This is a genomic window from Paenibacillus naphthalenovorans (assembly GCF_001465255.1).
Classification (GTDB): domain Bacteria; phylum Bacillota; class Bacilli; order Paenibacillales; family NBRC-103111; genus Paenibacillus_G; species Paenibacillus_G naphthalenovorans.
Genome location: NZ_CP013652.1, coordinates 4,124,026 through 4,148,347, shown reverse-complemented (window position 1 = coordinate 4,148,347; position 24,322 = coordinate 4,124,026). Strand labels below are relative to the sequence as shown.

The following is a 24,322-nucleotide window of genomic DNA, read 5'->3' as shown; positions in this document are numbered from 1 at the left end:
GAAGGAGTGAACGACATGGGAGAGTCTCAAAGCGCATTGTTTCCGAACTACGGACGTTACCCGCTCACATTTGTGAAGGGGGAAGGCAGCAGGCTGTGGGATGAGAACGGCAAAGAATATTTGGACCTGATGTGCGGGCTGGCGGTGACCAACCTGGGCCATGCTCCGAAGCAGGTGAAGGAACGCCTGAAAAATCAAGTCGATACGCTCTGGCATACGAGCAACCTGTTTCACATCCCGGATCAGCAGAAGCTGGCGGAGCTGCTGGTCGCTAACAGCTGTGCGGATGCGGCGTTTTTCTGCAACAGCGGAGCGGAGGCGAACGAGGCGGCGATCAAGCTGGCGCGGCGTTACTTCCAGAAGGTCATCGGTAAGCCGGAACGTTTCGAGATCATCACCTTCCACATGTCGTTCCATGGACGGACGCTGGCTACGCTGACGGCGACTGGTCAAGACAAAGTGAAGGAAGGCTTCGCTCCGCTTCCGGAAGGCTTCGTGTATGCGCCTTTTAACGATGCGGAAGCTTTGGAAAAGCTGATCGGCGACAGGACATGTGCGATTATGCTGGAAATGGTGCAGGGGGAAGGCGGCGTGAATCCGGCGGATCCGGCATTCGTCAAACGGGTCGCGGAGCTGTGCGAGCAGCACGGATTGCTGCTGATCGTTGACGAAATTCAGACCGGTATGGGCCGTACAGGCAAGCTGTTCGCCTATGAGCATTACGGCATCGAGCCCGATGTGTTCACACTGGCCAAAGGCCTTGGCAGCGGCATGCCGATCGGCGCGATGCTCGGTAAAGAGAAGCTGCGCGAAGCGTTTTCCGCGGGGAGCCACGGCTCCACGTTCGGTGGCAATTATTTGTCCACTGCGGCAGGGGTTGCTACGGTGGAGACGATACTCGAGGAGAAGCTGCCGGAGCGGGCGGCGGAGCTTGGCCAATACGTTATCGGCGAGCTGGAGCAAAAGCTGGCGGGCAATCCGCTTGTACAGCAGATTCGCGGATTGGGACTGCTGATCGGTATCGGGCTTAACCGGCCGGCGGCGGAGCTGATTAGCGAGCTGCATGCGGAGGGCATACTCGTCGTATCGGCAGGACCGAACGTGATCAGGTTGGCTCCAAGCCTCTTGATCTCAAAAGAAGATCTGGATCGCGGCATCCAGGCGATCTGCGGCATTTTAGCGAAAAAGGCCGGGGCTGCGGTTTAATATCAGCTGGTATCACGGATAAACAGAAAGGGGATGTATCCATGCCGGGAGCAACTGAACAGGATATGGCGGTTCAGCTTAAAGGACGCGATTTCATCGGGTTGGTGGATTATGCGCCAGAGGAGATTGAATATTTAATCCATTTGGCGATTGAATTGAAAAAGAAGCAAAAAGCAGGAGAGGTGTACCAGCCGCTCAAAGGAAAGACGCTCGGGATGATTTTCGAGAAGTCTTCCACTCGGACCCGGGTTTCTTTTGAAGTCGGGATGTATCAGCTGGGCGGTCACGCCCTGTTCCTCAGCAAGAACGATCTGCAGATCGGCCGCGGGGAGACGATTCACGATACGGCGCAGACGATGTCTCGGTATCTCGACGGCATTATGATACGTACGTACGCCCACCGCACGGTGATCGAGCTGGCCCGGGGGGCTACCGTCCCTGTGATTAACGGCTTGACGGATCTGTCGCATCCTTGCCAGGCCCTGGCGGATTACCAGACGATCTTTGAGAAAAAAGGCCGTTTGCAAGGGCTCAAAGTAGCTTATATCGGCGACGGTAATAATATGGTACACTCTCTGTTAATGGGTGCGGCTAAGCTCGGCGTGAATTTTGCGGTGGCGACGCCGGAAGGTTATGAGCCGGACAAGGAAGTGCTTGAGATGTCCCGTGATATGGCCTCAAAGATGGGCGCCAGCATCTACGTAGGCACAGATCCCAAGGAAGCGATTGCGGATGCCGATGTCGTATATACGGATGTTTGGGCGAGCATGGGCTTCGAGGCGGAGCAGAAGGAGCGGGAGATCGCGTTCAAGCATTATCAAGTGAACGATGAGCTCGTGAAATACGCGAAAAAGGATTATCTGTTCATGCACTGCCTGCCGGCGCATCGCGGGGAAGAAGTTTCCGAGAGTGTCATTGACGGGCCGAATTCGGTCATTTTCGATCAGGCAGAAAACCGTCTGCACGCGCAAAAAGCGGTCATGGCTGCAATTATGTAGAATTAGCTTAAGGGAGCGGAAACGAATGGCAAAGCAAAAAATTGTTTTGGCGTATTCAGGCGGTTTGGATACGTCGATCATTTTGAAATGGTTGAAGGAAACGTACGATGCGGAAATTATCGCTTTTACAGCCGATATCGGGCAGAAGGAAGAGCTTGACGGGCTGGAGGAAAAAGCGCTGAACACAGGCGCCTCCAAGGTGTACATCGATGACCTGCGCGAAGAATTTGCCCGCGACTTTATTTATCCCATGTTTCAGGCGGGTGCGCTGTATGAAGGTCAATACCTGCTCGGCACAAGCATTGCGCGTCCATTGATCGCGAAGCGGATGGTTGAGATCGCCCGTGCGGAAGGCGCTACAGCGATTGCGCACGGCGCTACAGGCAAAGGGAACGACCAGGTTCGTTTCGAGCTGGCGGCTGCTGCATTGACTCCGGACATCGAAGTCATTGCGCCTTGGCGCTTGGAGCAGTTCCGCGAGCAGTTCCCGGGACGCGCAGAAATGATTGCTTATGCGGAAAAGCACGGCATTCCGGTTACGGCATCGGCTTCCAAACCCTATTCGATGGACCGCAATCTGCTTCATATCAGCTATGAGAGCGGCGTATTGGAGGATCCGTGGTTTGATGCCAGCGCACCTTCGAATAAAGACATGTACCTGCTCAGCGTGGATCCGGAGGATGCTCCGGACCAAGCCGAGTATGTCGAGCTGGAATTCGAACAGGGCAACTGTGTAGCCGTAAACGGCGAACGGATGATTCCTCTTCATGTGATGGAAAAGCTTAACGAGCTTGGGGGCAAGCATGGCATAGGCCGCGTGGATATGGTGGAAAACCGCTTTGTCGGCATGAAGAGCCGCGGCGTGTATGAAACACCGGGCGGTGCAATCTTGTTTACCGCGCACCGCAAAATGGAGTCGCTCACGATGGACCGCGAAGTCATGCATTTGCGTGACTCGCTGATTTCGCGTTACGCATCGCTCGTGTACAACGGCTTCTGGTTCGCGCCGGAGCGTCTGGCTTTGCAGGCGCTCGTGACCGAAAGCCAGAAGAACGTAAGCGGTACGGTTCGTCTCAAGCTGTACAAGGGCAATGTCATTGCTGCCGGCGTGAAGAGTCCGGTGAGCTTGTACAATCCGAACATTGCGACGATGGAAGCCGATCCGACGCAGGCTTACAATCAAGGCGACGCTACCGGCTTTATCCGCCTGAATGCGCTGCGCTTGCGCGTCGCTTCCGGCGTAGAGCAGCAGAAAGCAGGAAAATAAATTGCAATGCGGTTAAGAGCTTAGGGTTTTCCGCCTTTGGAAAGCCCTAAGCCTATATATATGAGGAGGGGCAATGTTGTGTCTAAGCTTTGGGGTGGACGTTTTACGAAAAAAACAGATCAACTGGTGGAAGAATATACGGCTTCAATCCTGTTCGATAAGGAACTCGCTGAGGAGGACATTCAAGGCAGCCTTGCGCACGTGACGATGCTGGGTAAATGCGGGATTCTTCCGGAGGAGGACGTAGACAAAATCAAAGACGGTCTGCTGAAGGTACAGGGCATGATTCGCCGCGGTGAACTGGAGTTCTCGATCAGCGATGAGGATATCCATATGAACATTGAGAAGGCATTGATCGATGAGGTCGGTTCCGTCGGCGGTAAGCTTCATACCGGGCGCAGCCGGAATGACCAGGTAGCGACGGATATGCACCTGTGGCTGCGCAAGCGCGTCGTCGAATTTGTCGGGCTTTTGAACAAAGTGCAGGAGGCGCTTATCGAGCAGGCCAAACAAAACCTGGATACGATTGTGCCGGGCTACACACATTTGCAGCGGGCGCAGCCGATCTTGTTCGCTCATCATCTGATGGCGTATGTTTCGATGTTCCAGCGGGATATCGAGCGTCTGCAGGAAAGTTACAAGCGCGTCAACATGCTGCCGCTTGGGGCCGGGGCTCTGGCCGGGACGACATTCCCGATCGACCGCCATTTTGTTGCGCAAAAGCTCGGTTTCGACGGGGTATACGAAAATTCGCTTGATGCGGTTAGCGATCGTGACTTTATTCTTGAGTTTTTGTCGAACGCTTCGATGATTATGATGCATTTGTCGCGGCTGAGCGAGGAATTCGTGCTGTGGTCCAGTACCGAGTTCCGTTTCATCGAGCTGGACGACGCTTTCTGTACCGGAAGCAGCATTATGCCGCAGAAGAAAAATCCGGACGTGGCCGAGCTTGTGCGCGGCAAAACGGGCCGTGTGTACGGCAATCTGTTTGGTCTCCTGACGGTACTCAAGTCGCTCCCGCTGGCCTACAACAAGGACATGCAGGAAGACAAGGAGGGCATGTTCGACACGGTTCGCACCCTGCAGGGCGCTTTGCAGCTGTACGCTCCGATGATTGCCACGATGAAGGTGAACAAGGATCGGATGCGGCAAGCGGTGAACCAGGACTTCTCCAATGCGACCGATATCGCCGATTATTTGGTGAACAAGGGCATGCCGTTCCGTCAAGCGCATGAAGTGATCGGCAAAACGGTGCTCTATTGCATTCAAAATCAAAAGTACCTGCTTGACCTGAAGCTGGAGGAGTTTCATCAATTCTCCAAGCTGTTCGATCAGGATATTTACACCGTACTGCAGCCGGAGAGCGTCGTGAACGCGCGGAACGTATACGGCGGAACGGCGGAGGCTCAGGTGGCCGGGGCGATCGAGCGTGCGGAAGCCGCTCTGGCCGGATCGAACGCATGGTTTGAAGAGTATTACGAGAAAAGCAGATAATAGCGGAAATCGTTTAACAGGGGCGCTCCGGCCAGATCATTGGCCGATGGGCGCCCCATCAATGTGCCGGCAAAGGTCGTTCCAGGCGTGTACCGCGGCTGCTTGCCGGATCACGGAGCAGGGGGGCATAAAGGTCAGCCAAGCGCCTCGGCCGGTGTAATGCTATCAAGTCATTAGAGCCCGATCTTTTACCGGAAATGGGGACCCTGGACGCCATCCTCGATCAAAAGCTTGGGCTTGTCGGCCCCTAGCGAAGAACGGCCGCTTGCGCCCGTTCCGCTATTGGAGGCGATGATCGTGGGCTGAGCGGTATAGGTGTCGCGCGAAAGCTTCTCTTTGGAAACCAATCTGCCGTTTTGTTTCTTGTAGCGATAGGTTTCGACGATATAACCGGGCTTACCTTTGGATATTGTCTCCTGTACACCGATTTTCAGGGAAGGATTCAGCACGTATTTGACTGGAGGAGCAAGCGTCGCCACCGTTTCCGATTTGACCTCATACGTGATGTCCGGCGGTGTTTGGCCGAATAACTTCACTGTCAGGCTGTGACGGTCCGTTGCTGTTCGGATAAGCACTGCATGCTCTGTGCTGTTGCGGAACTTGAAATTGATATGTCCGCTTGCAAAGGTAGCATCCTGACCCAGCGGTACATAGCTGACCGGCAGGGAGTGGTTTCGCCGTTCCACGACGGTAAGCCCGGCTCTCAGTACGGCGTTGTACAGCGTGGACGATACTTGGCATATGCCGCCGCCGATGCCGGGGACGAGCTTGCCATTGACAATGACCGGCGCTTCCTTGAAGCCGAACCGTTTTTCCGTTTGCTCGATATAAGGAGCATAGTCGAACACTTCACCTGGCTTTAGCAGGACATCCTGAAGCGAAGCTGCCGTAGACCGGACGTTGTGAACCCGGCCTTCACTGCTGACGGCGGGTGACTGGGTATTGGGGAAATTCGTTGTAAATTCACTGATTTTTCGAATGATTCCCTGCTCCTGCAGCGTACGCAGCGTAATTTGGGGATCTACGGTCCGCATGGGAACGTCTAAGGAAAGCGGCTGATTCTCCGATCCGCACAGCGTCTCCCAGGAAGAGAGTAACTTTTCCAGTTGCTCCTTCAATTTCTCTTCGTCGATGTGCTGTACCCGGATTTCCGGGATGTGACGAATCGTGTCATCCGGTCCAATCACCCGCCGGGCATTGATCGGCTGACGGGCATATACCTCGCGGAAGGCCTCCTTCAAGGCTCCTTGCACTTTCTCTTCCGGGAAGCGGGGAATCAGCGTCAACACCTCATGACGAAGGCGCCAGCGATAAACCGCCCGCTGAAAAGGCGATCCGTAGGTTAGCGGCTCGAGCCGGGCAAGCACCTCCTGCGTGTTCATTTCCAGTCCGAGCTGCTGCAGCGTACGTTCAGCGGACAGGCGTCCACCTTCGACATGCAACCGAATTTTGAATGCCGAAAGGCTTTTCTTTTTTTCCTCCAACTGCTTTTCGAATTCGGGCAGGGTCAGACCGCCGATGACCCAATCTCCGACCCTCACATCGCTTGGAATGCGCTGCAGTGAGCCATAAACGGCAACGGTCAGGAAGGCGGATAAGGATAGTGTCAGGACACTAATCCACAGCCAGACCAGACGTGAATTTGTAAAGGCCATCCCCAAATCTCCTTTTTTGAAAGCTCAACCGTTTCCCTTCATAAATTATGCGGCCAAGCCCAAAAACTTGCCTCAAACATCACGGGCCTGGCTTAGAGCCGCGGCGTCGGAAGATGACGGGTTATGCCCGGAATCGTCGAATTGGCGATCGGCCTGCTCATAAATAACGGACGATACAACAATTTTTTTGATGAATGTGACAATCTGTAGAAAATCAAAACTGTATAAAGGATTTTGCGTTTCTATGTCGAACTTATTAAGTCTGGTAGAAATCTGTCCTTCTTCCTAGCTCAAGCTTGCCCGTTGAATGGGGTAAAACTCGCAAAATTCAGGATGTGATACCGTGATCGAAATGCAAGACGTTTGGAAGACATATCCAGACGGAAGTCACGCCTTACAAGGCATCAGCGTCAAGGTAGACCAAAGCGAATTTGTTTATGTCGTTGGCCCGTCCGGTGCCGGCAAATCGACTTTCATGAAAATGATTTATAGGGAAGAAAGGCCTACCAAAGGAACAATTTTCGTGAATGGCTTCAATTTGGAAAAGCTGAAACAGCGCAAAATCCCGTATGTCAGACGAAATATTGGCGTCATTTTCCAGGATTTTCGTCTGCTGCCCAAACTTACGGTATTTGAGAACGTGGCTTTTGCGATGGAGGTTATTGAGGCGCCCAAGAAAGTCATCAAGAAGCGTACGCTCGAGGTGCTCGAGCTGGTCCGCCTGAAAGATAAAGCAAACTCGCTTCCGACACAACTGTCTGGAGGGGAACAGCAGCGCGTGGCTATTGCCCGGGCAATAGTCAACAAGCCATCAGTCATTATTGCCGATGAACCGACAGGAAACCTCGACCCTGACACATCGTGGGAAATCATGAAACTGATGGAGGAGATTAACTTTCGTGGAACCACGATTGTGATGGCAACACACAACAGAGAAATCGTCAATACGATACGCAAGCGGGTACTGGCTATCGAGTCCGGCAGGATCGTGCGTGATCAAGCGAGGGGTGAATACGGCTATGAAGATTAGCACGGCCGTAAGGCATCTGCGGGAGGGCGGAAAGAATGTCATCCGCAACGGTTGGATGTCGTTCGCTTCGATCAGTTCGATTGCCATTTCTTTGTTTATTTTAGGAGTTTTTTTGCTGTTAACGCTGAATGTTAATTTCCTGGCCCAGCAAATCGAACAGCAGGTGGAAATTCGCGTTTACATGGAAGTGAACACGCCCGACCATGAAATCAATCTGCTTCAGAGCCAAATTGCGGCTATTCCGCAAGTCAATAAAGTCACTTTCGTATCCAAAGAAGAAGGACTTGTCTTTCTTCGGGAAAAGCTTGGCGAGAGCGGCCGCCAACTGCTTGAAGGCTTTGACGGGGATAACAACCCGCTGAACGACTCGTTTACCGTCGAGGTATCGGAGCCCAGACAAGTGGCCGCTGTGGCACAGCAAATCAGCAGTCTCAATAACGGCAAGCCGGAAAAACCGATTCAGCGCGTCAGCTATGGCCAAGGAACAGTGGAAACGATGTTCAAAATCACGTCCATTGTCCGCAACATAGGGCTTGTTATTGTCGTCGGGCTGGCTCTGACCGCCATGTTCCTTATCGCCAATACCATCAAACTGACGATTGTGGCCCGCCGGCGCGAGATATCGATTATGAAGCTGGTTGGGGCTACCAATGCTTTTATCCGGTGGCCGTTCTTTATTGAAGGGGCGCTGCTCGGTATGATCGGTTCGGTAATCCCTGTAGTCATTCTGCTCTACGGTTATTGGCAGATGATGCAGTCGATTCAACTCGATTTGAACCTGATGCTCATCGAATTGCTTCCTTTTGAAAGCATCCGTTGGGAAACCGCGGGTCTCTTGATCAGCATAGGTGTTTTGATTGGCATATGGGGCAGTACGATTTCCGTTCGGAAATTTTTGAAGGTATAACGGTTAAAACCACCAAGACTTGACTGAGATGATGAAGAGTCGGAGGAGGAGCTGTATTGAAGAAGTCTCTACTGCCACTTGTCGCAGCTGCCGGTTTATTGGGCACCTTGCTTGTACCGCAGTCCGGTTTTGCTCTATCGGAATCGCAGCGGATTCAGCAGGAACTCAATCAGTTGAAAAAAACAAAATCGGCTATCCAGCAAAAAGCTGCGCAAACGGAAAAGCAAATTGCACAAGTACAGCAGGAGAAGCAGCAGACCGCAAATGATCTCAATACCATTTTGCAGCAAATCGATTCAACGAACAAAAAGCTGAATGAGCTGCAGGACCAGGAGGACAAGGTCACCGCTTCGCTTGAGGAAAATGCCGCCCAGCTGGATGAAGCCGAAGCGCGCATTACTTCCCGAGACCAAATGCTCAAATCGCGATTGCGGCTTATGTATATGAACGGCGTTGTCTCTTATGTCGATGTATTGCTCAGCTCGACCAATTTTACCGATTTTCTCGACAGGCTGTATGCGCTGAAGTCCATCGTAAATCAGGATAAGGAAATATTGGAAGCGAACAAGCGCGATCGCGATCTCGTTGCGGAAAAGCGCAAAGTCATTGAAAAGCAGTTTGCTGAGATTGCCAATTTAATCGCCCAATCGACGGCGATCAAAGCGGAGCTTGAAGTCAAAGAAAAGGAGAAGCAAGTCAAAATCGCGAGCTTGTCCGATCAGGAGCGAATACTTGAAGATATCAGCCAGGAAGAAGAGCAGCAAATGCTGAAGTTAGCCAGGGAGGAAGCGGCGAAGCAGCGGTCGTACCAGCAGGCAAGGGCAAGGGAGCTGGAGCAGCAAAGAGCGGCATCAGCGTCCAAGCAGGGTCAAAAATACGCTCCGGCATACACCTACAGCGGAGGTAAGTTTGCCTATCCGCTGCCGAATGTCGTCCGGATGTCATCCGATTTCGGAACGCGTACCGACCCGTTCACGGGACGCAAAACAACGCACAGCGGAATTGATCTTCCTGCCCCGGCCGGCACGAGTATTCTGGCTGCAGAAGATGGTGTAGTCATTTTGGCTGGTTGGTGGAGCGGCTACGGAAATACGGTCATTATCGATCATGGCAAAGGTGTCTGGACATTGTATGGACACATCCGTAACGATGGTATTGTTGTCAAGAAAGGCGATTCCGTCAAACGCGGGCAGAAGATTGCCGAGGTCGGCTCTACGGGCCGGTCTACGGGAAACCATCTGCATTTTGAAGTGCGGGTTAATGAATCGACTGTCGATCCAAAGCCGTATTTGCGCTAATCCAGCTGTTCATAAATAGGCAGAGCTTGTCATACACTAAAAAGACAAGTTTTGTAAGAAGCAGGGAACAGCAAAGGCGGTGTGGAAACGGAAATGAATTTCAAAGGGCGAACGGTACTGGTATTCGTTTTGTTGTCGATGTTTGCCGGCAGCATTATGACGCTTACGATAGTGCATCCGTCCATTTTTGCTTCGGTCGGGAAGGAAGCGGGACTGCAGACGGATGTTCAATCGGGGCTGACGGGCAAGGATATCTCCAAGATCGCAAAAACGTACCAGTTGATTGAGAGCAAGTTTTTAACGGAGGTTGATCGCGAGAAGGTCGTGAACGGGGCCATTAACGGCATGCTGTCCACACTGGAGGATCCGTTTACGGTGTACATGGATCAAAAGGAAGCGGAGCAGTTTGATGAGAATATCACCTCATCGTTCCAGGGAATTGGCGCGGAAGTGACCTCTGAGGACGGAAAAGTGGTCATTGTCGCCCCGATTAAAGGGTCTCCCGCGGAAAGGGCGGGATTGCATGCCAATGACGTCATCGTTTCGGTGAACGGTGAGAAGCTCGAGGGACTGTCCCTGAACCAGGCGATTATGAAAATTCGCGGTCCGAAGGGGACGCAGGCCAAGCTCGAGATTTTGAGAAGCGGGTCGCCCGAACCGATACCTGTCATCGTCGTACGTGACGACATTGATGTGGAGACGGTCTATGCGGAGATGCTTCCGGGACAGATCGGGAAAATCGAAATTCGTCAATTTGCAACCAATACGGCCGAACATTTTAAAGATGAATTGAAAAAATTGGAAGATCAAGGCATGAAAGGCCTGATTATTGATGTAAGAAACGATCCGGGGGGCTTGCTCTCGGCGGTGGTGGAAATCGTAGAGCCTTTCATCCCTAAAGGCAAGACGATCGTTCAAATCGAAAACCGAAAGGGAGAACGTGAAGAAACGAAGTCCAAGGGGACAGGAAAACCTTATCCGGTTTCGGTGCTGATTAATAAAGGCAGCGCCAGCGCATCGGAAATATTGGCCGGAGCACTTCACGATTCGGCAGGAAGCAAGCTGATCGGCGAAAACACCTTCGGCAAAGGTACGGTACAAGTGAACTTCGAGAAGGAAATGGGTGACGGCAGCAATATCAAGATGACCGTCTATAAATGGCTGACGCCAAACGGGACATGGATTCATAAGAAAGGAATCGAACCCAATATTGCCGTAGAACAGCCAGCCTATTTCAAGGTTGCACCGCTCAGTAAAAAAGAGACGCTGAAGCCGGATATGAACAACGAGGACATCAAAAATCTGCAGATCATGCTGCAGGGGTTGGGCCTGAATCCCGACCGTACGGACGGGTACTTTAGCGACAAAACGGCTCTCGCAGTCAAAGCGTTCCAGCGGATGAACAACCTTCCGGTGACCGGGGAAGTAGATACGGCCACGGCCGGAAAGCTGGAGAAAGCAATTTTGGAAGCGATCCGCGATACCAAGAACGATCTGCAGCTGAAGGCAGCCGTGGAGCATATGCATTCGGTCATCAAATAGGCATTCGGCGGTTTTCGATGTCGGCAAATTCCGGTCGATGGCAGGAAAAGCGAAATCGGCGTCGAAATGGTATAAGAAGGCGGGCTTGAGGAATGAAGCCCGGCCTTCTTGTCTTTATGTTTCAGAAAAGATGTCGGCATGGTACAAGACATCAAGATGACAAACGCTCGAGTTCTTCAAAGAACACCGGAGCCGTTTATCCTTATTTGGCGAAGGAGCAGGCCATGAATTGGGTTATGGAATTGGGCGTTCAAGGGCTTCATGCTCTGTTGCAATTGTTCATGCACCCATTTTATTATGCAGGAATATTGTTTATCCTCTTACAATACCGCAGGCAAATTGCGTTTGAACGCAAGCTTTTCTCCACTAAGCTTCACTCGCTTCTTTCGGAGACCTGGCGAACCGTACTGTGGGGATGGATCGGCGGCATCGCCGCTTCTGTTGTCATGGCGGGAGTGGGAGCAACGATCGACCCTGACGCGGTAATTCTGATCTGGTTGATCTCTTTGCTGCTGATTTTGATACGCGTGCGGTTTTTGTGCTGGGCTTACGCTATCGGCGTCATCGGCGTGCTTCAGGCGATTGTATTGGCGGTTCCGGCCTTGCAGGACAGCAGTGCGTCCTGGGCTTGGTTCACGGCACCATTGCTTGCAGTGAATATGCCGTCCATGCTGGCGCTTATTGCCATACTCCATTTGGTCGAGGCGATGCTTATACGCCGTCAGGGAGCGCGATTCGGTACGCCGATGTTTTTCGAGAGCAAGCGGGGTAAAATCGTCGGCGGATACCAGCTTCAAGGATTTTGGCCGGTGGCGCTGTTTTTGCTGGTACCCGTGCAGAACGGCGGAGTTGGCCCGCTTCCGTGGACACCGCTGCTTGGGGGAGATTTATGGAATAGCGGCTGGACCGTCATCGGCTTTCCCGTTATGATCGGTTTTACGGAGATGACCATGTCAAGGCTTCCGAAGGAAAAGGTCAAGGTCAGCTCGAATTGGCTTGTGTTGTATTCCGCAGCGCTGCTGCTGCTTGCGGGAATGACAGCGCTGTGGCCTGCGCTCACGGCTGCCGCCTGCTTGCTGTGCATTGCCATGCACGAAGCGTTGATCGCCTACAGCCGCTGGGATGAAGCAAAGAGAGCACCATTGTTCGTACACAGCAGCAAGGGCCTTAAAATATTGGGGATTTTGCCTGGTAGTCCGGCTGAGGAAATGGGGCTTGTCGTGGGGGAAATCGTTCATAAAGTGAACGGTGTGCCTGTACGAACCAAACAAGAGCTTCATCTGGCCATGCAGCAAAATTCGGCCTTCTGTAAGCTGGAGGTATTGAATTTGGTGGGAGAGAGCAAATTTTTGAAACGGGCGGTGTTCTCCGGGGATCATCATCAACTGGGAATCATTCTGGCTCCGGATCAGGACGCGTTATACTACGCGGAGGAGAAGCAGACCTCGATTTGGGCCTACTTTAGGCGTAAACCTGCAGGCTTGAATAACAATAAGCGAAATTCAGAGTCGATGTAAGAAAAAGAAACGTAAGAAAGGCGTTCCTAATCTCCTGCTGCAGCAGGGGCTGGAAACGCCTTTCGGTGTTCATGCCTTCAAGGGGTCGATTTTTCCCTCAGCACGACGATTTCTACGCGACGGTTTTTGGCGCGGTTCTCCGGCGTGTTGTTATCCGCCACCGGCCGGGTATCCGCATACGAGGTCGAAATAAACTTTTTTTCGTCAAGTTTTGCATGATTGACGAAATAGCGCAGAACCGATAATGAACGGGCTTGGGATAATCCCCAATTATCCCGAAAGACCGAACCGGTCGCCAGCGGCAGATTGTCCGTATGTCCTTCGATACTAATGGTCGCATCCAGCGAAGGGAACAGACTTGCCAGCTGATTCAGGATCGGGAAAGCGGCGGGCTTCAGCTCGGCGTTGCCCAGATCGAACAGGAACAGGTCGTTTAACGTAATGGCGACCCCCCGAGGAGTGTCAGCCGCTGAAATTTGGGTCTGAAGCTGGTGTTCATCGATATAGGCTTGAATTTGCTCCAGCAAATTCTCAAGCTGCTTTTCTTCATGCTCTTTTTCCTGCTGCTCGCGCTTCGTTTCGTCCGATCCGCCTTTGGCCGGGTTGGCTGCACCCATGACACCTTCCCCCTGCTGCATGATCGAATCGGCTTTGAGAAATTCCGATTTCAGCGCCTGCGACAATACATCATATTTCTTGGCATCTATTTTACTCATGGCGTACATTACGACAAAGAAAATCAGCAGCAGTGTAATCAAATCGGCATATGTGATCAGCCAGCGTTCATGATTCTCCTGCTGCTGGTGTTTGCGCCTATTTCTCCTCGCCATCGCTGTCACCTGCACTTGCGCCTTCAACGGTTTTGTTCTCCCGATGAAGGAAGGAATTCAGTTTTTTCTTGATCAGCTGGGGATTTTCTCCGGCTTGGAGCGCCAAAATACCCTCAAGCATTAATTCCATTACAGCGATGGTTTCTTTGCTGCGGGTTTTGATTTTGTTGGCAATCGGCAGGTAAATCACATTGGCTGTAGCAACGCCATATAACGTAGCGGAGAAGGCAATGGCGATCGCAGGACCCAGAGAACCGGGATCGGACAGGTTCCCGAGAACATGGATAAGACCCATCACGGTTCCGATAATTCCCATGGTCGGCGCGAAGCCTCCCGCCGCTTCGAACATTTTGGCCCAGCCTTCGTGCCGGTGTTCCAGCGCGTCCATTTCCAGCTCGAGAATCTGCCGTGTTAATTCGGGATCGGTTCCGTCAACGACCATGACCAGACCCTCCCGCAGAAATTCGTTCGGGTGCTCCAACGCCCGCTGCTCCAGAGAGAGAACGCCTTCTCTTCTCGCGGAGGTAGCCATGTCGACAAGCTCTTCTATGATCAACGAAGAATCGGTTTTGGATTCTTTGAAGGCCATATTCAGGGCCTTGCCGATTTGTTTTAACTGGGACATCGGAAAGCTGACAATGACCGCACCGATCGTGCCCCCGATGACAATTAATGCCGCGCTGGGGACGAATAGCGCCTCTACATGCCCTCCGTCCCAGATGTACCCTCCGATCAAAGCTCCTAAACCGATAAGAATTCCAAGAACTGCAGTGATATCCATGATTGGTTCCACCCCTAGATTTTCTTGTATAATAGCCATATCGCGGTTGATTGGTTTAGCGGTGTAAACGTTCCTCATTGGAAAAAGAGGAAATGGAAGCCATTTGCAACAAAGAGGGAAAAAAGGTATAATATATGGGAACAAATATTCCTATAGCAAAAATTGTCGGACAGCATCGAATCTGTGCGTTTGGTGCCTATATATTTAATCGGAAACAGTCAAATAAAAGTTTATATAGAGAACTCTTTTCCATGAAGCGGGTGATGAGATGAACGAGGTAGTGGTAAGCGATAAGAAGTTTCAGCTGGTATCGGAATTCGAGCCTCAGGGAGACCAGCCGGAAGCGATCAGGCGTCTGGTGGAAAGCATTCGTTCGGGACAGAAACACCAAACACTGCTAGGAGCGACGGGCACAGGCAAAACGTTTACGGCGGCTCATGTCATTGCCCAGTTGAACCGGCCTACGCTGCTGATTGCTCACAATAAGACGCTCGCTGCGCAGTTATGCAGCGAGCTGCAGGAGTTTTTCCCGAATAATGCAGTATCGTATTTTGTAAGCTACTATGACTATTATCAGCCCGAGGCGTATATCCCGTCGACAGACACTTACATCGAGAAGGATTCCAGCATCAACGAAGAAATTGATAAGCTGAGGCACTCCGCTACGAGTTCCTTGTTTGAACGCAGAGATGTGATCATCGTGGCCAGCGTGTCCTGTATTTTCGGTCTCGGTTCGCCAATGGAGTATCGCAATTTGGTTTTGTCGCTGCGGGTGGGGATGGAACGCTCCCGCAATGAAATTTTGCATCGGTTGATCGATATTCAATATCAGAGAAATGATTTTAACTTTGTCCGCGGCACATTCCGTGTCCGCGGTGATGTCATTGAAATATTCCCGGCTTCACGGGGGGAACAGGCGGTTCGCATCGAGTTATTCGGAGACGAGATCGAACGGATTACGGAGATCGACGTGCTAACGGGAGAAATTATCGGCCAACGGGATCACATCGCCATTTTTCCGGCATCGCACTTCGTAACCCACGAGGATAATATGAAGCGGGCGCTCGTCAATATTGAACGGGAGCTGGAGGAACGGCTGGCCGAGCTGAGAGGACAGGGTAAGCTGCTGGAAGCCCAGCGGCTGGAGCAGCGTACACGCTATGACATTGAGATGATGCAGGAAATGGGCTTTTGCTCGGGCATTGAGAACTATTCCGGTCCGCTGACATTCCGCGAACGCGGAGCCACACCATACACGCTGCTGGATTATTTTCCGGACGATATGCTGATCATCGTTGATGAATCCCATGTCACGCTTCCGCAGATTCGGGGCATGTACAACGGCGACCGGGCGCGCAAGGAAGTATTGGTGGAGCACGGCTTCCGGCTTCCGTCGGCGCTGGATAACCGGCCTCTCCGATTCGAAGAATTCGAACAAAAGATCAATCAGATCTTATATATATCGGCTACGCCGGGACCGTATGAAATCGAGCACTGTCCAGAAATGGTCGAGCAAATCATCCGGCCCACCGGACTGGTGGATCCGGAGATCGACGTCAGACCCACGAAGGGCCAAATCGACGATCTGGTCGGGGAAATTCAGGACCGCATCAAGAAGGATGAACGCGTGCTGGTGACGACGCTGACTAAGAAAATGGCGGAAGATTTAACCGATTATCTCAAAGAAATCGGCATCAAGGTGCGCTACCTGCATTCGGATATCAAGACGCTGGAGCGCATGCAAATTTTACGGGAACTGCGGCTTGGCGTATTCCACGTGCTGGTAGGGATCAACCTATTACGGGAAGGACTTGACCTTCCGGAGGTGTCGCTGGTGGCCATACTCGATGCGGATAAGGAAGGCTTTCTTCGCGCCGAACGATCGCTTATTCAGACGATTGGCCGCGCTGCACGGAACGCGAACGGTCGTGTCATCATGTACGGCGATAAGATCACAGACTCCATGGCCAAAGCGATTCAAGAAACCGAACGCCGCCGCCGCATTCAGATGGCATATAACGAAAAGCACGGCATAACGCCGCAAACGATACAAAAGAAAGTGCGCGATGTGATTGAAGCGACGAAAGTCGCCGAGCAGAAGACGGAATATTTGGCGGATATCAAGCAGACCAAGATGTCCAAGAAGGACCGGATGTCGTTGATCGAACGGTTGGAGAAGGAAATGAAGGAAGCAGCCAAAAACCTGCAGTTCGAACGCGCGGCAGAGCTGCGCGATGCTGTGCTTGAGCTGAAGGCGGAGCTGTAACGAAGGGAAGGGTGGACAGGCGCGTGGCCAGAGACAATATCGTAATTAAAGGCGCGAGAGCGCACAATCTAAAAAATATCGACGTCACCATACCGCGGGATAAGTTCGTCGTACTTACGGGGCTTAGCGGCTCTGGCAAATCTTCGCTAGCATTCGATACGATTTATGCCGAAGGACAGAGACGGTACGTAGAGTCTCTGTCCGCCTATGCACGGCAGTTCCTGGGTCAGATGGATAAGCCGGATGTCGACTCGATCGACGGATTGTCACCCGCCATTTCGATCGACCAGAAAACGACAAGCCGAAATCCGCGTTCCACGGTCGGAACGGTAACCGAAATCTATGATTATCTGCGCCTGCTGTTTGCACGTATTGGACGCCCGCATTGTCCGGTGCACCACATCGAAATTACTTCGCAAACGGTTGAACAAATGGTCGACCGGATCATGGAGTATCCGGAGCGGACAAAGCTGCAAATTTTGGCGCCGATCGTCTCCGGACGCAAAGGCGAGCATACGAAGCTGCTAGCGGAGATTCAAAAGCAGGGCTTTGTACGGGTGCGGGTCAACGGTGAAATCCGGGAGTTATCGGAATCGATTACGCTGGAGAAAAACAAAAAACACAATATTGAAGTCGTTGTCGACCGTATTGTGGTGAAAGCAGATATCGAGACCCGCTTGGCAGACTCATTGGAGACCGCGCTGAAGCTGGCGGAAGGCCGCGTTATCGTCGATGTGATGGAACAGGAGGAGCTCTTGTTCAGCCAAAATTTGGCCTGTCCGGAATGCGGCTTTAGCATCGAGGAGCTGGCGCCGAGGATGTTTTCGTTTAATAGTCCGTTTGGTGCTTGCCCCGAGTGTGACGGTCTCGGACAGAAGATGGTGGTTGACCCCGAGATGCTCGTGCCAAACCCGAAGCTGACGATCCGCGAAGGGGCTTTTGAAGCATGGGCCGGCAGCACCTCCAACTATTACCCGCAGTTTTTGGCGGCCGTGTGCGAACATTACGGAATCCCGCAGGATAAGCCGGTTGCCGAGCTCAGCAAGGACCATATGCAGAAGCTGCTTTACGGAACGGGCGGGGAAAAGGTGCGCTTCCGTTACGAGAATGATTTTGGCCATAAAAAAGAAGCTATGGTCGCCTTTGAGGGAATTGTGCACAACCTGGAGCGCCGTTACCGGGAGACGTTCTCCGACGGCATTCGTGAGCACATCGAAACGTATATGAGCGCGAAGGCTTGCGGCAAATGTAAAGGACACCGTCTAAAGCCTGAGTCGCTCGCAGTCTTCATTAATTCGAAAAACATTTCCGATGTAACGTCGCTGTCCATCGGCGAGGCACAGGAGTGGTTTGAATCGCTCACCCTGACCGACCGGGAGCTGCAGATCGCACACCTGATCCTTAAAGAAATCAAAGCAAGACTCGGTTTCCTGGTGAATGTAGGGCTGGATTATTTAACGCTGCATCGCGCAGCAGGCACCTTATCCGGCGGGGAAGCGCAGCGGATCAGGTTGGCTACGCAAATTGGCTCCAGCTTAATGGGCGTGCTGTATATTCTGGACGAACCGAGCATCGGTCTGCATCAGAGGGACAATGACCGGTTGATCAAGACATTGGAGCACATGCGTGACCTCGGCAATACGCTGATTGTGGTAGAGCATGACGAGGATACGATGCTGGCTGCGGATTATATCATTGACATCGGACCGGGGGCGGGCATTCACGGTGGCAGGGTGATCTCTCAAGGCACGCCGAAAGAGGTCATGGAGGATCCCAACTCCCTGACGGGGCAATATCTGAGCGGCCGCAAGTTTATCCCGATTGCGGCGGAGCGCCGTAAGCCTAACGGCAAGTGGCTGGAAATCCGGGGCGCCAAAGAAAATAATCTGCGGGGTGTGAATGTCAAGATTCCACTGGGCGTGTTCACCTGCGTGACTGGCGTTTCGGGCTCGGGCAAGAGTACGCTGATCAATGAGATTTTGTACAAAACACTGGCCAAAGAGCTAAACGGGGCCAAGGTGCGTCCAGGTGAATATAAGGAGTTTAAAGGGCTGGAGCATATCGATAAAGTCATTGACATCGACCAGTCTCCGATCGGGCGGACGCCCCGTTCCAACCCGGCTACCTATACGGGCGTGTTCGACGATATTCGTGATCTTTTCTCGGCGACGAACGAAGCGAAGGTACGGGGCTACAAGAAAGGCCGGTTCAGCTTCAATGTGAAGGGCGGACGCTGCGAGGCTTGCCGCGGCGACGGGATTATCAAAATAGAAATGCATTTTCTGCCGGATGTCTATGTTCCGTGCGAGGTGTGCAAGGGCAAGCGGTACAACCGGGAAACACTGGAGGTCAAATACAAGGGGAAAAGTATTTCGGATGTACTGGAGATGACCATCGAGGACGCCTGCGAGTTCTTTAAAAACATTCCTCGTATCCACAGGAAGCTTCAGACATTGCTGGATGTCGGGCTCGGATATATGAACCTTGGACAGCCTGCTACGACACTTTCGGGCGGCGAAGCGCAGCGTGTGAAGCTGGCTGCAGAGCTCTACCGGCGCAGTACCGGCAAGACGATCTATATTCTCGATGAACCGACTACAGGCCTGCATATCCACGATATCGACCGTCTGCTTAAAGTGCTGCACCGTTTAGTGGAGAACGGCGATTCCGTACTTGTCATCGAACATAATCTTGATGTGATCAAGACGGCCGATTATATCATCGACCTCGGACCGGAGGGCGGAAATCGCGGAGGAACGATTGTAGCTACCGGTAAACCGGAAGATATCGTAAACGTCGAAGCCTCCTATACGGGCAAGTATTTAAAACCGATTCTTGAACGGGACACCGCCCGTTCGGAGGATTACCGTCAGCGGTTGAAAGAGATGGAAGACGCAGTGGTGTAACGATGCCTTCGGAAGCCATTTATTGAAGGCAGATGACAGGAAGGGCTGACCCCTTAAGTGAAATGCTCACTTATCGGGTTACCCCTTTTTCGTGATGTTCGACTGGACGTTGATAACTTTTTCCCCGTCGATCCCCTTTCGCTGCGGGACTAAATGCCTAACATTGAATTTCGGCATATCCGAACGTTATAAATATTAGAAGAAATGGACATTTTATATTTACGTGGAAGGTTCAAGAAATCACGGCCGCATTTGACCCTTTTGGGGCGGCACGTCAATGTCTCCGGCATACAACCGGTGAACAGATGGTTTTAACGAAATTGGAGTTGGAATTTACCGGTGAAAAGTTGACAATCTTGTTACATTTGAGGTTTTATGCCTTTTGCAAAACGCTCTGCGGATAAAATCGCTTGCACATCCGGACGAGTCAAGATAAGATAGAAACTAAGCATTTTTGTATATTGAAGGAGGTCTCTCCATGTTTTTGGCTGAAGAGGCAGCAGCTACAGCAAGCAAATTTACCGGATTCGATCCATTCGTAATTTTGTTTACGATTATTATCGCCATTGGCTTGGTACGTCTGCTGGCTGCACCTAAGAAGAATCCTTTTGCCATTGGTTTTACGATCGTAAGCTTGTTGGTTTTTTTAACTTTGGACGTTGTCATGGTGATGGGTTGGTTGGGTAAATTGTAAGTATACGTTTCACAAACATAAATAGAGACGTATCAAAGGCAGTGCTCAGGCACTGTTTTTTTTGTTGTTCGAAACTTTCCGTACATCAAAAAATAAGATGCGGTCTCCGCCTGCTGCAGGCCAAGCCGCACCTCTTAGTGATTTTAGCCTATGTTATACCCACCACATCTCGCCGAGCGGCTCTTTAATCAGCACTTGCTGCAGATTTTGAACGGCTTTGGTGAAGCCTTCTTCGATCGACATGAGTCCGTCTTCGTGCTCAATGCTGACCACGTAATCGTAGCCCGTGAGACGCAGCGCGCTGATGATATCCGCCCAAGTCTTGATGTCGTGTCCGTAACCAACGGTACGGAACTGCCAAGCACGGTCCAGCATATTTGTGTATGGCTGCATATCGGTTACACCGTAGCGGTTGACGTTGATCGGGTCAATGGTTGTGTCCTTGGCATGGAAATGGTGAATGGCACCGGCACGTCCGAGAATTTGAACCGCTTGCACGGGATCGATGCCTTGCCACCACATATGGCTCGGGTCAAGGTTCGCGCCGATGACCTCCCCTGCCGCTTCGCGGAGACGAAGCAGGGTTGCCGGGGTATGAACGGAGAATCCGCCGTGAAGCTCCAGACCGAACTTGACGCCGCGGTCGGCTGCGTACTTACCGGTTTCGGTCCAGTACGGAATGACCTTATTGGTCCACTGCCAGTCCAAAATTTCTTGATAATCCGGCGGCCATGGAGCAACAGGCCAATTCGGATACTTGGCGTCCTCGGAATCTCCAGGGCACCCGGAAAATGTATTGACAACGGGAACCTCCAGTTTTTGCGCGAGATCGACGGTCTTGAGGATCGCTTCATGGTCGGCCTTGGAAATCGCTTTTTGCGGATGTAAAGGATTCGCATGGCAGCTTAAAGCGCTAATGATGAGTCCGCGGGATTCCACCGCTTTTTTGAATTCCTTTAACTTGCTTTCGTCATTCAGCAGCACGTCAGGATTGCAGTGAGCGTTACCGGGATAGCCTCCCGTACCGAGCTCTACAGCCTCAAGGCCTTGGGCTGCGATGTAATCCAGAGCCTCTTCCAGAGGCTTTTGTTGGAACAATACCGTAAAAACGCCTAATTTCATGGGACACCTCCGAAAAATATTGGAAATGAACGCGTGTACAACATAACGTTCCATCCAAATTATATCATTGAATCCAGGCAACGCAAACTTTTTTAGTTTAGGAAGTAAAAGTTTATCGGTTAGCGTAAAAAGATTCACAATGGACATCATATGTGGAATAAAATGCAATTCGACAAAAAAATTTACAGCGTTCCTGTTTTTTTGCACCCGGCGTAGTTTAATATAAATATTGTTTCATGAAAAACAGTGGTTTGGATAACTGGAATGAAAGGGCTGATCTGAGAGATGAACAAAGACACCCAAATCGTTGAAACGGTCGCCGGGACATGGCTTCGCTTTCCAAACAGCTTCAAAAAGTCTCACTGTCTGGTAGAACTGCCCGATCAGATTTCATTGAACATTAATGTGAAAAACGGTAGCGTGAATGTGTACAAAAAAGACGGAAACCATGTGTACCAGTACATAGGCGATGTCTTTATCTCTTCGACGGGGAATCAGTTGCAATGCTCGGCCGTTTCGGCGCAGAATCCGGAAGAGGACAGATCTTTGCAGCAATCGGATGCCAGCTGAAAACGAATGAGCTTAAACAAAGAAGCAGCGCCCGTAGGATCGGGACGCTGCTTTATCACATTCAGAAGGGCCAATTCATGAGGCCGCGATAAATGTGTAGCACGGTTTCTTCGTGACCGCTGTATACGATAACGGCCGCTGTAACGAACAATTGCGTCAAAGCGCAGCGGGCGTAGAAGTAAGTGCGGGATACCTTTTTCTTGTTGACCGTAGATTTTCCAAGCAGATTCTCCAGTGCAAGCAGCACACCGTGATACATGCCCCAAAGCAGATACAGCCAGCTGAATCCGTGCCATAAGCCGATCAGCACCATGATCAGGACGGATAAGCCCGCTGCGGTCCATTTGGTGGGTACCTGCCGGGAGAAGAAGATAAAGATATGGTCGCGGAACCAATCGCCGAGCGTGGCGTGCCAGTTGCGCCAATACTGCGTCAAAGTAGGAGAAGAGAACGGCTTCTTGAAGTTTTCCGGGATGTTGTAGCCCATGAGCCGCCCGAAACCGACCGCAATATCCGAATAGCCGGAGAAATCAAAGAAGATCAGCACGTAAAACCAGACCATCAGAAAGAGCGACTGGTGGGTATGCAGATCCGGCTGCTGGGAAACCTGATTGAACACGTCCGTCATCCAGGTGACGAGCACGATCTTTTTGAACATGCCCAGAATGATCCGTTTGATGGCCTGTTCGGTCTGCGCAGCGTTCAATTGGTATGGCTGTTTCGTGTCGGCCATAAAGTCGCGGAATTTTAGAATCGGGCCGGACGTAAAGGTAGGAATAAATAAAATATAGTTAAAATAGTCCAAAACCGGCGTACGGGCGTCTTTTCCGAAGAAATAGGCGAAATAGAGCGCGTCGATGACCTTCAGGACATTGTAAATCAAGCCGAGCAGCATGACCGCGTCAAAAAGCGGGTTCGTGAACACCTCCATGCCGAACAGCCGCAGTGTGGACACCGCCGCCACATTGGCACCGATCAGCGTAATAAACCAGCCCTTGCGGAAGTGTCGGGTTTGGCACAGAAACAGGAAGGCCATGTAATTCAGCGATGTATAGGCCAAATAGAAGAAGAACAGCTTTTCACTGAACAGCAGCAAAAAGCACAAATTGAACGCGAGCAGCAGATAGCGCTTATTGCTCGGCCAGCGGCGGGTAAGAACGAGCACAAGTACCATGCCGGTCAAGGCCATGACCGCGTTCATATTCAAATACCACATAACCTGACGCCTCCAAAATCAGAACCCTTCGTAAATGAACAGCCCTTTGCCGGTAAAATAAATGAGCACCGTGATGAGCATGGCGAGATACACGATCACTTCGAGGAGTTTGCGAGCGAATCGAGCCATGCGTCCACCTCCTTCGTAAACACGGGAGCCCCCTCCTGGCGGCTCAAATGAACGAGATCATGAAAATATTTTGGATCGTATGTCAGCAGCGCATCAAGGACAGGTACGCCCGCAGCATTCAGACGGGCATTCACCTCTTCCTGCAGTCCGTGCATATAGGCGGGAAGCGGATAATCCGGATTCCACGGCATCCAAACGACCCGAAGCGGCAGCCGATTTTCTTTACAGTAATCGATGATCCAATCCAGCGCCTGCAGGTTGTCTTTATAATCATGCCGGGACATCCAGCCGAATCGGCGTTCATAGTCGTTCCACTTTGTACGGAGTTCTTCATCGGACAGTCGACCGAAGTAAAGCTGTTTGTCAATCCAGCGCGGCTGGTAGGCGAACAGCTCGGAGCGGTTCAGCTCGACCGTGCCTTTGTACAGCTGGCGGACGAACTCCGTGCCGGAATCGCGAAAATAATCGCGGTACGCGTAGACGTAAGGCTGGTACCACGGCTTAAACCACTGGTAAGTAGGATCGGTTTCGAGGCTGTCGATCATCGTATGGACATCAATACCGATGACGAGCTGATCTTCCACATGGTAAAGCTGCCGCTCCAGAATCGCCTTCAGATCCGTCAGTTTTCCGTAGGAGAGCCCCATCTCGACCAGCCCGGATTTCGATTCGGATTCGATATAAGCCCCCGTCACCGCCGAATTGCCGTAGAATACAGGACCGTGGTTTACCCAGTCATGATGATAAAGCGTCTTTGTAAAATCGTTTTTATAAAAACGCCGCGACGATGCCATCGGGTCCCACCAGCTGATGAGAGCGTCCGACAGCACGAAAGCGGCCAAGAGAAGCAGCACAAAGCTGTTTTTACGGATAAAAGCGATCATATGGCTTAAA

General features: G+C 51.8%; 19 protein-coding genes. 13 read left to right on the top strand and 6 right to left on the bottom strand.

Translation table 11 applies throughout. The features are described from left to right. The first annotated feature begins 15 nt into the window (after nucleotides 1-15). The 4 genes from IJ22_RS20325 (at nucleotide 16) to argH (ending at nucleotide 4,965) form a co-directional block, all read left to right on the top strand. Entirely contained in the window at nucleotides 16-1,206 is a 1,191-nt protein-coding gene (locus IJ22_RS20325) for an acetylornithine transaminase (protein ID WP_062410120.1), read from the top strand. A gap of 41 nt (nucleotides 1,207-1,247) precedes the next feature. Next, nucleotides 1,248-2,204 (top strand): ornithine carbamoyltransferase, encoded by a 957-nt coding sequence (gene argF / locus IJ22_RS20320; RefSeq protein WP_062410119.1) that lies wholly within the window; start codon nucleotides 1,248-1,250, stop codon nucleotides 2,202-2,204. 25 nt (nucleotides 2,205-2,229) lie between these two features. After that, nucleotides 2,230-3,471 (top strand): argininosuccinate synthase, encoded by a 1,242-nt coding sequence (locus tag IJ22_RS20315; RefSeq protein ID WP_062410118.1) that lies wholly within the window; start codon nucleotides 2,230-2,232, stop codon nucleotides 3,469-3,471. Between the two features lie 78 nt (nucleotides 3,472-3,549). After that, complete coding sequence (gene argH, locus IJ22_RS20310) at nucleotides 3,550-4,965, top strand: argininosuccinate lyase (protein WP_062410117.1); 1,416 nt, start codon at nucleotides 3,550-3,552, stop codon at nucleotides 4,963-4,965. Between the two features lie 188 nt (nucleotides 4,966-5,153). Here the strand turns inward: argH and IJ22_RS20305 are convergent, their stop codons facing one another. Beyond that, entirely contained in the window at nucleotides 5,154-6,620 is a 1,467-nt protein-coding gene (locus IJ22_RS20305) for a VanW family protein (RefSeq protein ID WP_062410116.1), read from the bottom strand. A gap of 343 nt (nucleotides 6,621-6,963) precedes the next feature. On the opposite strand from IJ22_RS20305, the gene ftsE reads away from it, so the two are divergent. From ftsE to IJ22_RS20280, 5 genes are all read left to right on the top strand, one after another. Then, a complete protein-coding gene (gene ftsE / locus IJ22_RS20300) occupies nucleotides 6,964-7,650 on the top strand; it encodes a cell division ATP-binding protein FtsE (RefSeq protein WP_054817654.1) in 687 nt (228 codons plus the stop codon). Next, the gene (gene ftsX / locus IJ22_RS20295; RefSeq protein WP_062410115.1) at nucleotides 7,640-8,557 is read left to right on the top strand and encodes a permease-like cell division protein FtsX; all 918 of its coding nucleotides are present in this window, start codon (nucleotides 7,640-7,642) and stop codon (nucleotides 8,555-8,557) included. The genes ftsE and ftsX overlap by 11 nt, the downstream gene beginning before the upstream one ends. A gap of 56 nt (nucleotides 8,558-8,613) precedes the next feature. Next, complete coding sequence (locus tag IJ22_RS20290; protein WP_062410114.1) at nucleotides 8,614-9,855, top strand: murein hydrolase activator EnvC family protein; 1,242 nt, start codon at nucleotides 8,614-8,616, stop codon at nucleotides 9,853-9,855. 93 nt (nucleotides 9,856-9,948) lie between these two features. Next, a complete protein-coding gene (locus tag IJ22_RS20285; protein WP_062410113.1) occupies nucleotides 9,949-11,397 on the top strand; it encodes a S41 family peptidase in 1,449 nt (482 codons plus the stop codon). Nucleotides 11,398-11,621: 224 nt separating this feature from the next. Further along, a complete protein-coding gene (locus IJ22_RS20280) occupies nucleotides 11,622-12,914 on the top strand; it encodes a PDZ domain-containing protein (RefSeq protein WP_062411081.1) in 1,293 nt (430 codons plus the stop codon). 77 nt (nucleotides 12,915-12,991) lie between these two features. On the opposite strand, the gene IJ22_RS20275 is transcribed toward IJ22_RS20280, so the two are convergent. Both IJ22_RS20275 and IJ22_RS20270 read right to left on the bottom strand, forming a co-directional pair. Further along, on the bottom strand, nucleotides 12,992-13,744 hold the full coding sequence (locus tag IJ22_RS20275; RefSeq protein WP_062410112.1) for a flagellar motor protein MotB: 753 nt from the start codon (nucleotides 13,742-13,744) through the stop codon (nucleotides 12,992-12,994). Next, a complete protein-coding gene (locus IJ22_RS20270; protein ID WP_062410111.1) occupies nucleotides 13,728-14,525 on the bottom strand; it encodes a flagellar motor protein in 798 nt (265 codons plus the stop codon). The genes IJ22_RS20275 and IJ22_RS20270 overlap by 17 nt, the downstream gene beginning before the upstream one ends. Nucleotides 14,526-14,793: 268 nt before the next feature. On the opposite strand from IJ22_RS20270, the gene uvrB reads away from it, so the two are divergent. The 3 genes from uvrB to IJ22_RS20255 all read left to right on the top strand — a co-directional run bounded on the left by uvrB (nucleotide 14,794) and on the right by IJ22_RS20255 (nucleotide 20,391). Next, entirely contained in the window at nucleotides 14,794-16,791 is a 1,998-nt protein-coding gene (uvrB, locus tag IJ22_RS20265) for an excinuclease ABC subunit UvrB (RefSeq protein ID WP_054817652.1), read from the top strand. Between the two features lie 23 nt (nucleotides 16,792-16,814). Continuing rightward, nucleotides 16,815-19,697 (top strand): excinuclease ABC subunit UvrA, encoded by a 2,883-nt coding sequence (gene uvrA, locus IJ22_RS20260; protein WP_062410110.1) that lies wholly within the window; start codon nucleotides 16,815-16,817, stop codon nucleotides 19,695-19,697. A gap of 478 nt (nucleotides 19,698-20,175) precedes the next feature. Further along, nucleotides 20,176-20,391 carry a hypothetical protein gene (locus IJ22_RS20255; RefSeq protein ID WP_062410109.1) on the top strand — a complete coding sequence of 72 codons (216 nt, stop codon included), beginning with the start codon at nucleotides 20,176-20,178 and terminating at the stop codon, nucleotides 20,389-20,391. A 153-nt stretch (nucleotides 20,392-20,544) separates the two neighbouring features. On the opposite strand, the gene IJ22_RS20250 is transcribed toward IJ22_RS20255, so the two are convergent. Next, entirely contained in the window at nucleotides 20,545-21,513 is a 969-nt protein-coding gene (locus tag IJ22_RS20250; RefSeq protein WP_062410108.1) for a sugar phosphate isomerase/epimerase family protein, read from the bottom strand. Between the two features lie 285 nt (nucleotides 21,514-21,798). Here IJ22_RS20250 and IJ22_RS20245 point away from each other — a divergent pair, with 285 nt between their 5' ends. After that, nucleotides 21,799-22,083 (top strand): hypothetical protein, encoded by a 285-nt coding sequence (locus IJ22_RS20245; RefSeq protein ID WP_054820281.1) that lies wholly within the window; start codon nucleotides 21,799-21,801, stop codon nucleotides 22,081-22,083. A gap of 61 nt (nucleotides 22,084-22,144) precedes the next feature. Here the strand turns inward: IJ22_RS20245 and IJ22_RS20240 are convergent, their stop codons facing one another. Both IJ22_RS20240 and IJ22_RS20235 read right to left on the bottom strand, forming a co-directional pair. Continuing rightward, nucleotides 22,145-23,299 carry an MBOAT family O-acyltransferase gene (locus IJ22_RS20240; protein ID WP_062410107.1) on the bottom strand — a complete coding sequence of 385 codons (1,155 nt, stop codon included), beginning with the start codon at nucleotides 23,297-23,299 and terminating at the stop codon, nucleotides 22,145-22,147. Between the two features lie 95 nt (nucleotides 23,300-23,394). Beyond that, nucleotides 23,395-24,312, bottom strand: a complete 918-nt coding sequence (locus IJ22_RS20235; RefSeq protein ID WP_062410106.1) for a hypothetical protein — start codon at nucleotides 24,310-24,312, stop codon at nucleotides 23,395-23,397. Between the last annotated feature and the right edge of the window lie 10 nt (nucleotides 24,313-24,322).

Excerpts from the sequence above, each read along its gene's own strand:
- IJ22_RS20325 (WP_062410120.1), top strand. The coding sequence starts at position 16 with ATGGGAGAGTCTCAAAGCGCATTGTTTCCGAACTACGGACGTTACCCG.
- argF (WP_062410119.1), top strand. The coding sequence starts at position 1,248 with ATGCCGGGAGCAACTGAACAGGATATGGCGGTTCAGCTTAAAGGACGC.
- IJ22_RS20315 (WP_062410118.1), top strand. The coding sequence starts at position 2,230 with ATGGCAAAGCAAAAAATTGTTTTGGCGTATTCAGGCGGTTTGGATACG.
- IJ22_RS20305 (WP_062410116.1), bottom strand. The coding sequence starts at position 6,620 with ATGGCCTTTACAAATTCACGTCTGGTCTGGCTGTGGATTAGTGTCCTG.
- ftsX (WP_062410115.1), top strand. The coding sequence starts at position 7,640 with ATGAAGATTAGCACGGCCGTAAGGCATCTGCGGGAGGGCGGAAAGAAT.
- IJ22_RS20285 (WP_062410113.1), top strand. The coding sequence starts at position 9,949 with ATGAATTTCAAAGGGCGAACGGTACTGGTATTCGTTTTGTTGTCGATG.
- IJ22_RS20280 (WP_062411081.1), top strand. The coding sequence starts at position 11,622 with ATGAATTGGGTTATGGAATTGGGCGTTCAAGGGCTTCATGCTCTGTTG.
- IJ22_RS20275 (WP_062410112.1), bottom strand. The coding sequence starts at position 13,744 with ATGGCGAGGAGAAATAGGCGCAAACACCAGCAGCAGGAGAATCATGAA.
- IJ22_RS20270 (WP_062410111.1), bottom strand. The coding sequence starts at position 14,525 with ATGGATATCACTGCAGTTCTTGGAATTCTTATCGGTTTAGGAGCTTTG.
- uvrB (WP_054817652.1), top strand. The coding sequence starts at position 14,794 with ATGAACGAGGTAGTGGTAAGCGATAAGAAGTTTCAGCTGGTATCGGAA.
- IJ22_RS20255 (WP_062410109.1), top strand. The coding sequence starts at position 20,176 with ATGTTTTTGGCTGAAGAGGCAGCAGCTACAGCAAGCAAATTTACCGGA.
- IJ22_RS20250 (WP_062410108.1), bottom strand. The coding sequence starts at position 21,513 with ATGAAATTAGGCGTTTTTACGGTATTGTTCCAACAAAAGCCTCTGGAA.
- IJ22_RS20245 (WP_054820281.1), top strand. The coding sequence starts at position 21,799 with ATGAACAAAGACACCCAAATCGTTGAAACGGTCGCCGGGACATGGCTT.
- IJ22_RS20240 (WP_062410107.1), bottom strand. The coding sequence starts at position 23,299 with ATGTGGTATTTGAATATGAACGCGGTCATGGCCTTGACCGGCATGGTA.
- IJ22_RS20235 (WP_062410106.1), bottom strand. The coding sequence starts at position 24,312 with ATGATCGCTTTTATCCGTAAAAACAGCTTTGTGCTGCTTCTCTTGGCC.